Annotated in this window: 2 protein-coding genes; one reads left to right on the top strand and one right to left on the bottom strand. The window is 70.9% G+C overall.

Features of this window, described 5'->3' with window-relative positions:
* Positions 1-417: mycothiol transferase (locus G6024_RS14020; protein WP_159148973.1), on the top strand; the 417-nt coding region annotated here is incomplete at its 5' end.
* 101 nt (positions 418-518) lie between these two features.
* Here G6024_RS14020 and G6024_RS14015 read toward each other — a convergent pair.
* A partial coding sequence (locus G6024_RS14015; protein ID WP_159148972.1) for a WSD1 family O-acyltransferase occupies positions 519-1604 on the bottom strand: 1086 nt, incomplete at its 5' end.

Raw genomic sequence — 1604 nt, 5'->3', positions numbered from 1 at the left:
GCCGCCGCCGCGCCCGACGCGCCCGCGACCGGGCGGTCGCTGCCGGAGGCGTTCGCCTGGGCCGAGACCGTCAACCGGGTCGACCCCGACGCCACCGCCGAGGAGATCCTCGCCGAATTCGACCGGCGGCACTCCGCCGCCCTCGACAACCTCCGGACGTGCGACCTCGACGCCCCGGTGCCGGTACCCGCCGAGATGCCGTGGTTCCCGCCCGGCCAGCCGCCGTTCAACGGACGCTGGGCGGCGATGCACGCGCTGAACGAGATCGCCCGCCACTCCGGACACGCCGACATCCTGCGCGAGGCGATCGACAGCCGGACGATGTACGAGCTGATCGCCGAGGACCAGGGCATCGACATGTCCTACATCGGAGCCTGGTTCGCCGCGCACCCGGAGGTGCCGGCCCCGCAGTGGTGACCGGCGCAGTGGTGACCGGCGCAGTGGTGACCGACGCAGTGGTGAACGGCGAAGTGGTGGCCGGCGGCGGGGTGGCCGGCCCTCGGTGGCCGGCGGCGGGCTCAGTCCTCGTCGTACCAGCCGTCGAACGTGGTGAACTGGCCCTCGATCATCCCGGCGACCGCTCCCGGTTCGGGGATGAGTTCGGCGTCGGTGGCGATGCCCACGGAGACCGTGCCGTCGTAGCTGAAGATGCAGATCCCCAACGCCTGGTCGCCGCTCATCGGCACCCACCCGAGCATCCCCGACACCGGCTTGCCGGCCAGCGAGACGGTGGAGACGGGCCCGGGCACCGAGGTCAGCTGGCCGACGGTCTTGTTGGCGAACAGGTCGATCACCGCGTGCGCCACCGGGCCGGGCGTGACGGCCACGGTGAGCATGGTGGCGAAGTTGACGTGCGGCTCGAGGGAATAGCGCACCCGCGTCATCGACGTGGTGATCGCCTCGATGAGCTCGTCGGTGTCGTCGACCCACAACGGGAGTCTCATGAGGATGAGCGTGATGTGGTTACCCAGTTCCTCCGGCAACTCGTCACCGACCGCGGAGACCGCCATCGGCACCATGAGATTGATGTCGGAGACCCGCCGGTCGCCCTGGGTGTCGAGGTACTCGGTGAGCGCCTTGGACACGGCGGCCAGCATCACGGTGGTGACGGTCGTGTCGTGCACCTTCGCCACCCGCTTGACCGCCGCCAGGTCGAGCCCCGCGATCCAGGAGACCTTCTTCTCCGCGTGCGCCTTTCCGCTCCAGGACAGTTCGGGGGATCGCGGCTCGAACAGCAGCCGGAAGACGCCCCGGTAGGTGTTGGCGGTCCGGTTCTCCGCGTTGATGTTGTCCGTCAACGACTCCACGACGCGCGTCGGGACCCGCGTCAGCGTCCGACCGGGTGCCGCGACGTCCCGCGCCAGGCGGGCCAGCGTCAGCGGGAACCGGAGTGTGGCGCCGGTCACGCCCCGGGCGATCCCCCACGAGTCCTTGGCCAGTCCGGCACCCGCGCCGGTGACCGCCCCGAGGATGCCGCCGCCGGAGGGCGCGAGATCCCGGCCGACGCTGGGCAGGGACGAGTCGTCCTCGTGTTCGCACAGACCCAGCACGAGCTGGGTGAGCCGGATCCCGTCGACGACGCCGTGCTGGACGCGGAACAGGAT

It is taken from the genome of Dietzia maris, from assembly GCF_014144855.1.
Taxonomy (GTDB): Bacteria; Actinomycetota; Actinomycetes; order Mycobacteriales; family Mycobacteriaceae; genus Dietzia; species Dietzia kunjamensis.
The sequence above is the reverse complement of the archived record's forward strand: the minus strand, read 5'-3'. Positions and strand labels throughout refer to the sequence as shown.